This is a genomic window from Halorubrum sp. SS7, assembly GCF_005435055.1.
GTDB lineage: Archaea > Halobacteriota > Halobacteria > Halobacteriales > Haloferacaceae > Halorubrum > Halorubrum salinarum.
Window position 1 is genome coordinate 1 of sequence record NZ_SGXV01000099.1, and the last position, 1,356, is coordinate 1,356.

1 protein-coding gene is annotated in these 1,356 nt (G+C 58.8%); it reads right to left on the bottom strand.

All coding sequences use genetic code 11. The features are described 5' to 3' along the window. Positions 1 to 541 precede the first annotated feature (541 nt). Positions 542 to 1,356: IS5 family transposase (locus tag EXE44_RS16845; RefSeq protein ID WP_137717971.1), on the bottom strand; the 815-nt coding region annotated here is incomplete at its 5' end.

The following is a 1,356-nucleotide window of genomic DNA, read 5'->3' on the forward strand; positions in this document are numbered from 1 at the left end:
GCGTCGCGCGCCGCGGCGATCAGCTCGTCATCGTCCATACCGACGGATGACGCGGCGCGCCGATAACTGTACTGTGTCGCGGATACGCTGATCGATATCTGGAGGGCTATTTGAACGAGGTTAGACTACGAATAGATATCCCAAATAAGCCATCAGGGCAACTGCGAGAGTTGCGATTGCTAGCTTCAGAACTCTACCAGAATCTTCCGGGGTACCAGAGTCTTCATCACCGGGGCTGATCGATTGGATGTCCTCCTCGTAATCTGGATCCGAAAGACTGCCGTCGGGATTCACGTCTGGACTCGAAAAACGCTCTGCCCGTTCCTGTTCTAATTTATCAGTCCGTGTTTTTCGCTCCTGTTGCTTCTTTCGCGTCCGCTCTTGGTAACGCTCCGCGACAGTCGTTGCCGACTCGGTCTCATCCTGCTCACGCTCTTCACAATTAGGCCGGTGGCCAGCAACGTGCTCCCCACAATACGGCTCACCACAGTGTGGACATCCTGCGATTTCTGCTTTGTTGAATCCGATGACGGCGCGGGGATCACTGTTTGAGAGCTTGTTCGAGGTTGTAGACTGCGGCGGTCAACACGAGTTCGCGGAACTCGCGGTACCAAGCGCGAGGGTGGACAGCGGGGCCGAACCGACGCTTGATGGCCGAAAAGGCGGTCTCGGCCATCCACCGCTGGCCGTATAGCTCGCTGTCCAACCGTGCGTTGTGCGCGTGATCGTACGCAGCGAACAGCCGGTGACGCAGCAACGGCCGGACGCCCTCTGAACCGAGGGCGTCCCGGAGAGATTGGTCGTCATAGCCTTTGTCGCCGGCGAGACTCTCGATTTTCTCGGTGTTGCGAAGGGCAACTCGACGGCCAGTTTGGGTGTCGTGAGGCCAGTGTGCCGAGCAGTGAAGATCAAGGATGGCACACGAATCTGTATCGACGAGTGCCGTCGTTTTGAGCGTGCGTATGTGGCGATCCGAGCGGTGTTGGTAGTGTCTCGATGCCGTTTCGCGGTCGAAGAACGTGGCATCGATGGCACCGTGCGAGCCCGGATCGCAGATGGTCGCAGACTCCCGAAGGAACCCGCGCCACACGGACATGGGCACCCTCTCAAACGACCGGTACAGCGTTGAGGGTGCGGGAAATGCCGTTCGAGCGAGCTGTAACAGACCCCGAACGCGATCCATCTCACTCGCCCAATCGACGATCTCGCGGTACGTCGCATCCATGTGAACTCGCAAAAAGTGGAGCGTGACATGCTTCCAGCCGGGAAATCCGTGGCCAGTCGGATCACTCACCGCCGTTGGACTGGCGGCACAGCGCTTTTGAGCCAGCGACGCGGCTTGCTTAACGAAGCGGA